This window comes from bacterium, assembly GCA_037131655.1.
Taxonomy (GTDB): Bacteria; Armatimonadota; Fimbriimonadia; order Fimbriimonadales; family JBAXQP01; genus JBAXQP01.
In genome coordinates this window covers 1-6,572 of the sequence record JBAXQP010000157.1, presented here as the reverse complement: position 1 = coordinate 6,572, position 6,572 = coordinate 1, and the positions used below count along the sequence as shown (strand labels likewise).

The following is a 6,572-nucleotide window of genomic DNA, read 5'->3' as shown; positions in this document are numbered from 1 at the left end:
CAAGGTTATTGCCCAATGCTATGACCTCGTTTGCAACGGAACAGAACTGGCGAGTGGCTCTATTCGTATTCACCGCCCGGACATCCAGCATAAGGTCTTCGAGCTATTACGCATCCCTGAACAGGAAATACAGGAAAGATTCGGTCATATGTTAGAGGCTTTCGAGTTTGGAGCGCCTCCACACGGTGGAATTGCCCCGGGGATCGATCGCACGGTAATGCTTTTAACCGATGATGATACCATTCGCGATGTCATTGCCTTCCCGAAAAACGCTGCCGGAATCGACGTCATGTTCGGCGCCCCCTCATCTGTTGCACAAAAGCAATTAGATGAACTCCACCTTAAAATCAAAAGTCCAGTCAAGGAAGATAAAAAGTAATCAACCTCTTCTCCCTGCACTTTTGTAAGTGCAGGGAGAAGTTATTACAAAGCTAAAAACGCTCTCATCTTTTCGAACTTCTTGGGGCCAATGCCGCTTACTTCCATTAATTCTTCTATCCGCTTGAACCCCCCATGCTCTTTTCGATAGTCCAGTATCCTTTGAGCGTATGCGGGGCCAACTCCCGGTAATCGCTGTAAACCCTCTAATGAGACTGAGTTTATATGCACTACCCCTTCACCAGGAGTGTGTAATTTGGCCGAAGATGATTGGTCATTTCGGGTGTTTGATTGAGCTGTCGCAGAAGCCAGTCTTTCTGGGACGTAGGCTTGATCGACTCTAATCGGTTTTGAGATTTCAGGCTTTTTGCTAGGGATGTAGAGCTGTTTGCCATCAACAACAATAGAGGCAAGATTGACTGCATCTAAGTCAGCATCAGCCAAAGCGCCTCCGGCGGCGTTCAAGGCATCATCTACTCGGGCATTGAGGGGTAAGTGGTATAACCCCGGCTTCTTCACTCTACCGGCAATATGCACTACAACTTCAGTTGCCTGAGTTGGAGTTGGCGCTTGTTGAGTTGATGTTGTTGCCGGTTTCTCATCGTGAAACACTATCGGCTCCTGTTTTTGAGGGCGCAACATAACATAGCCTATCACGATCAAACACAATGCGCCGATAAACAAAGCAGCCTTGCCTTGGTTCCCTATGCTGTTCAACATGTCCTACTCCTAAAACTATTAATAGTAGATACTCCGGCTGTTGATGAGTTTCCTTCTTTGGAAATTAAAATTGCTAACGGATTCCGGGATAATTGGAACGTTCAGCTTCGCTTATGGGGAGCATCGCAGGGGCTGGTCCAGGTTGAGCTTCTACGGCTAAGCCATTTTGGAAGAGGACATACCCCCCGTTATAGATCCATTTTTCAGTCGGAACCGCTAGCGCAAACGAATCACCCGGCAGTACTGGCCGATATGCGCCGGTTTTCTTTTGAAAAGGATGCCCTAAAACATGTTCAACCTGACTAGGCGGCGAGCCAAGCGTAACCATTAAGAACTTTTCAGGCGAGACGGGAATCACACGCGGCAATACCACCATCCAAATTATTAACGCCGCGAAAATACTTAATACTATGGGCAAGCAGCAACACCCTACCCAGACCCAGGAGCGGCGTTTAGGAGGATATGCGTAGCCTCCCTGCGGGTAATTGGGCGGAGGTTGGTAAGGGTTATACCCATAGGGTGGTTGGGCTTGTTGCGGTGGCTGTCCGGTCGGCTGAGGCGTAGGAATTGGCACTTTTACTGGAGGTTGACTCGACACGAAGGGCAAAGGGGCGCCGCATTTCCAACAGGCTGCCTGGCCTGGCATATTATTCACTCCGCATTTCGGGCAAACTATCCGGTCTTTTGCGCTTGGCATAACAATTAATTGCACCTATCCAGTGGTACGTTGCTAATCCCCGCCCCGTGACATGCGCTTGATTATAGGTTCAAATTTCTGCCTGATAACCCGCCGTTTGACTTTCAGTGTTGGTGTAAGCTCTCCGCCCTCAACTGAAAATTGTTCAGAAATAAACTCAAAGCGCTTTACCTTTTCATAATCAGCAAGCTCACGGTTGACTTTATCAATCTCAGAACGAATCAACTCTTTTAGTTTGGGATGCTCAATAAGTTCGGATGATTTTGATGGAAGCCCATTTTCAGCTATCCATTTTGTTAGCCGCTCGAAGTCTGGCAGAATCAAAGCAGATACAACTGCCTGTCCATCCCCAAGAGCAACCGCTTCAGCAATATATTCACTGAGCCTTAACAAGTTCTCGATATGTTGGGGGGCGATATTCTTCCCATTGCTGAGTACCAACAGGTCCTTCTTTCGATCGGTGATGCGCACATAGCCATTTTCATAAGCGCCAATATCACCGGTATGGAACCAGCCATCTTTATCAAGCGCCTCTTTTGTTGCATCGGGAAGGTTATAATAGCCGCGCATTGTATTCGGACCGCGGCTGAGTATCTCGCCGTCTTCGGCTATCTTCACTTCAACATGAGCTGCGGGAATGCCCACTGTTCCAAATCGGATTGATTCCGGTCGGTTAACGGAGATAAAAGTTGGCGTTTCAGTCAGACCATATCCTTCAAGTACCAAGATTCCAAAAGCCATAAGAAACTCAGCAGTATCCATCGGTAAAGCTGCGCCGCCGGAGACAAAGAAGCGCAGATGGCCTCCAATCCTTTGGCGGATTTTCTTTCCTACAAGCTTATCGGTAATCGCGAACTGTATAGCGGTCCACGGTAAAAGTTTTCTCCCGTTCCCTACTGCCTTGGCACGTTGAATGCCCACCCGCAGCGCCCAATTGAAAAGTATGCGTTTAAACCCTGTTTCTTTCTCGGCATTAATTGTGATTGTATGCTGAACCATTTGAAAGAAACGCGGGACGCCGAGCATCAAGGTCGGTCCTGCTTCTCGAATATCTGCCCGCAAGCTTGATAGACTTTCCGCCTGATAAACCGTAGCCCCAACTACTGCAGCTAGAAAATGGTCGCCAAAGCGGCCAAAAATATGACTTAAAGGTAAAAACCCAAGAAATTTATCTTCTTCAGTAAGTGAAAAGGCCTGAAGCGCATCTTCAATATTAATTAGGAAATTGTGGTGATCCAGCATCGCGCCTTTTGGCTCGCCGGTTGTGCCGGATGTGTAGATGAATGTCACGAGATCATCCGGTTTAGCGCTCTTGATCCCTAACAACCAATCCTCTTCGCTCAGGTCTGCGGCGATCCCTTTAGCTTTGACCATTTCATAGCTAATGGCCTCACCATACTCACCTTCAAGAATTAAAAGAGGAGCCGGTTCATTGAGAGACTTAACCGCTTCAGTCATCTTCTTAGTGAGTTTCGAATCGCCTACAACAACCGCTTTTACTTGGGCATCATTTAAGATATAAACGGCCTGATCGGAAGTGAGGGTTGGGAAAAGCGGCACTGTTATCGCGCCAAGACTAATAATCGACCAGTCAGCAATTGACCAGCGGACACTATTTTCAGCCCATAATCCCACTCGATCTCCCGGACGAATACCAAGCGCCCACAAGCCGCGAGAGAACTGAGTGATTTCCTGCCATAGTTCTTTAAACGTAATCGGCTGAAAAACTCCATCAACTCGACTTTGTATCGCCGGTTTATCAGGATAACGCAGAACGATTTGATAGAGTGATTTCGGCAGAGTATCCTTTAGAACAATGGATTTTTTGCCCGATAACTGACTTTTCATAGCTCTATTATAGTCGTTTTGACATCAGGATTGTTATTGGACGTTTGGAATAAAATAGTTCTCCTGCTTCCCTGATGTATTACTAAATTTGTCCTATCCTCAATATAGCCTAAGCAAATTGAACTAGACAAACCGGCATACTGACGGTGTGGATATTAACTTTCTTATGGAAAATCGGTATTGAACTACAAATGTTATATCGGAAAGTGGCTAGAGCCATAATTCGTTCTCGCCGATAATATATGAATAGAGATGGACTAGTCATGAACAAAAGATTATATAAAAACAAAAAGCTCGCCAATTTCCCCCGGCAATCAGGCTTCACCTTACTTGAAGTCATGATCTCGCTATCGATTATTACTGCGATGGTCATTATATTTGCCGGAACGCTACACTCTTCTGCACAATCTGGTCGCTTGAATGGTCAGTACGCACAAGCCACCAGTCTTTGTCAACACAAAGTTGACCAATTGAGAGCAATCGGCTTTGGCCGATTGAACTATACGGAAATGAAAAATGCTGGAATTATTGATAGTACTCCAGCCACTTCTCCCTATACATTTATGGTTACCGATGAAGTAGGAACCTACCTTCCTGCAGCATCAACTTCAATCCAAGTGGCCGCCATCAATACAACGGTTACACAAGTAACGATTACTATTTCATGGAAAAAGGTTCTCTTTGAAAATAAAATAAGTTCGGTTACTTTAACCGCACTTATTTGCAATACGGAGTAATATCAAATGTTAAGAAATCGCCGCGGATTCACATTAGTTGAGCTGATGACTTCAGTCGGGATAATGGCTTTTGTCACGATCTGCGGCTTCGCAGTGCTCTTGTCAACCATGCGATCTTATGATAGCATCACTGTGCAAGCATACTCGGATTCAGATGCCGTTGTGGCTATGCAAAAGATCGTAAGTGATCTTCGAGAAGCCAAGAGCTACGCAATTCTAAGCAGCGGCACACGCTTGCAATTGACCTATCCTATAACCACTGCCAATGGATATTACAACCGTCAAGTGGCGGATCCAACCAATACCATCGATTACTATTTGTCTGATAATACCGGTTCATTAACTAGGACGGGGACTTATCTTTGGCGAAATCCGTCAAAGGGCGGAAGTCGTATTGTCGCAAGGAATATCCAGGCCGTAAGATACACCATCGATACTACTCGATCCGTTCAAATTACTGTAGATGCGAGAAATACCGGATCGAGTGGTTCTAAGACGACGTACCTAACTGAGCGAGTTGTATACCTAAGGAATTATTGATATGAGACCCTATATTAAAAACCGATTTGCTTCTCCGAAAAAAACACGCGGCGCTATCTTGATTATGACCATGATCATGTTACTACTTGTGACACTCATGGGGGTTGGCGTGCTAACCGTCACTGTCAATGGGCTGCATATGGGACAAACCAGAACATTTCAGGCTACCAGTTTCAACCTTGCAGAGTCAGGGGCTGAAATGGCTGCGTTATGGGTTCGAAATCAATCAACACCGCCATCCCAAACCTCTCCGTTTGATCCTTTCAACGGCGCACAATCGCTTGGAGCTGGAACCTATCGGGTCACAATAACCCCCGATCCGGCCAATGCTACGCAATACCTTAAATCATATACAATAACGTCGGTTGGGACTGTTAATGGAAATACAAAAACAGTGCAACTTGTGATTCAACAAGCGACATTCGGGAAATTCGCCTATTTCACCGATCAGGAATCATCGAGTATCACTAATGGCGCAATCTGGTGGAAAACGGGTGATATTTGCGATGGCCCTGCACATACCAACAGCGCAAACGGATCGAAGCTCTCTATCAACTATACCAACTCAAGCGCTTCCATATTCAAAGATTTGGTAACGGTAAGCGGATCATCGATCGCCTATAACCCAAGCACGCCTTCAAATGAAACCACCTTCAAAAAGATATATGAAAATGGTAGCAGGGGATACCAACTCGGAATGCCTACAATTGCTCTCCCCAATTCGACTGACGCTCAGAAAAATGCGGCATGGGGAGCATCAACCGGCTTTCCAACCACTACCGGCGTTTCTCTGAAATCATCCAATAGCGGCGGTATCTATATCTATGGTGACTGCACGATGGCGCTTTCGGTCGATACGTCAGGCAGGCAGGTTTTCACCATTAAACAGGGGACGAGTACGAGTACGGTTACTGTCGATGTAGCCAATGGATCATCAACATTATTAAAACCGGACGGTTCAACTGTCAGCGGCCCAATAACAAACGGTGCAGTTTATTGCACGGGGAATATCACCTCATTAAAAGGGGAGGTTGCAGACAATAAAGTTACGATGGGCGCTATCGCGACACGCTCAGCATGGACCATCGCTACAGACGTAAATGCCGGTAAAAACATTACAATCGCTGATAACCTCGTTTACCGCACTCGACCCGACAAGACGAAATCCAGTTCTGATGCAGTGAACTTAGCGGCAGGAACTCTTGGCCTAGTGGCTAACAACGTAGTGATTGCTTCGACTGCCCCTCAAAACCTTGAAATCGATGCGGTGATGACAGCAGGCGGTCAAAATACTACTACTGGAAGCTTCTACGTAACGAACTACGACACGAAAACACCCACCGGCACATTGAAACTGCTCGGCGGAGTCATCCAGAAAAAAAGAGGACCCGTCGGCACGTTCAACTCATCAACCGGCACACTCTCCAGTGGCTATTCAAAGAACTATAGCTACGACCCCCGTCTAGCGATAAACCCACCACCGTTCTATCCAACAACAGGTACCTACCAACGTCTTTCTTGGAAAACAGTAACGAGTCAATAAGTTTTAACCAATCAAATAAAAAACAGGCGGGTTCCGTTTGGAACCCGCCTGTTTTTATAGTTAGCTAATTAGAGTATCGCTGAATTGGTTGAAGAACCGGGTTGAATAA

General features: G+C 46.2%; 7 protein-coding genes. 4 read left to right on the top strand and 3 right to left on the bottom strand.

Annotated elements, in window-relative coordinates:
• Positions 1-379: amino acid--tRNA ligase-related protein (locus tag WCO51_08260; protein MEI6513251.1), on the top strand; the 379-nt coding region annotated here is incomplete at its 5' end.
• A gap of 44 nt (positions 380-423) precedes the next feature.
• Here the strand turns inward: WCO51_08260 and WCO51_08255 are convergent.
• The 3 genes from WCO51_08255 to WCO51_08245 form a co-directional block, all read right to left on the bottom strand.
• Entirely contained in the window at positions 424-1,098 is a 675-nt protein-coding gene (locus WCO51_08255; GenBank protein ID MEI6513250.1) for a helix-hairpin-helix domain-containing protein, read from the bottom strand.
• 73 nt (positions 1,099-1,171) lie between these two features.
• Positions 1,172-1,795: a hypothetical protein gene (locus WCO51_08250; protein ID MEI6513249.1), complete on the bottom strand. Its 624-nt coding sequence runs from the start codon at positions 1,793-1,795 to the stop codon at positions 1,172-1,174.
• Positions 1,796-1,828: 33 nt separating this feature from the next.
• On the bottom strand, positions 1,829-3,643 hold the full coding sequence (locus WCO51_08245) for a long-chain fatty acid--CoA ligase (protein ID MEI6513248.1): 1,815 nt from the start codon (positions 3,641-3,643) through the stop codon (positions 1,829-1,831).
• 263 nt (positions 3,644-3,906) lie between these two features.
• Here WCO51_08245 and WCO51_08240 point away from each other — a divergent pair, with 263 nt between their 5' ends.
• Genes WCO51_08240 through WCO51_08230 form a run of 3 tightly spaced genes read left to right on the top strand, consistent with a single transcriptional unit; the run spans position 3,907 to position 6,463 of the window.
• On the top strand, positions 3,907-4,380 hold the full coding sequence (locus WCO51_08240; protein ID MEI6513247.1) for a prepilin-type N-terminal cleavage/methylation domain-containing protein: 474 nt from the start codon (positions 3,907-3,909) through the stop codon (positions 4,378-4,380).
• Positions 4,381-4,386: 6 nt separating this feature from the next.
• On the top strand, positions 4,387-4,920 hold the full coding sequence (locus WCO51_08235) for a prepilin-type N-terminal cleavage/methylation domain-containing protein (protein ID MEI6513246.1): 534 nt from the start codon (positions 4,387-4,389) through the stop codon (positions 4,918-4,920).
• Between the two features lies 1 nt (position 4,921).
• Complete coding sequence (locus WCO51_08230) at positions 4,922-6,463, top strand: hypothetical protein (protein MEI6513245.1); 1,542 nt, start codon at positions 4,922-4,924, stop codon at positions 6,461-6,463.
• The last annotated feature ends 109 nt before the right edge of the window (positions 6,464-6,572 follow it).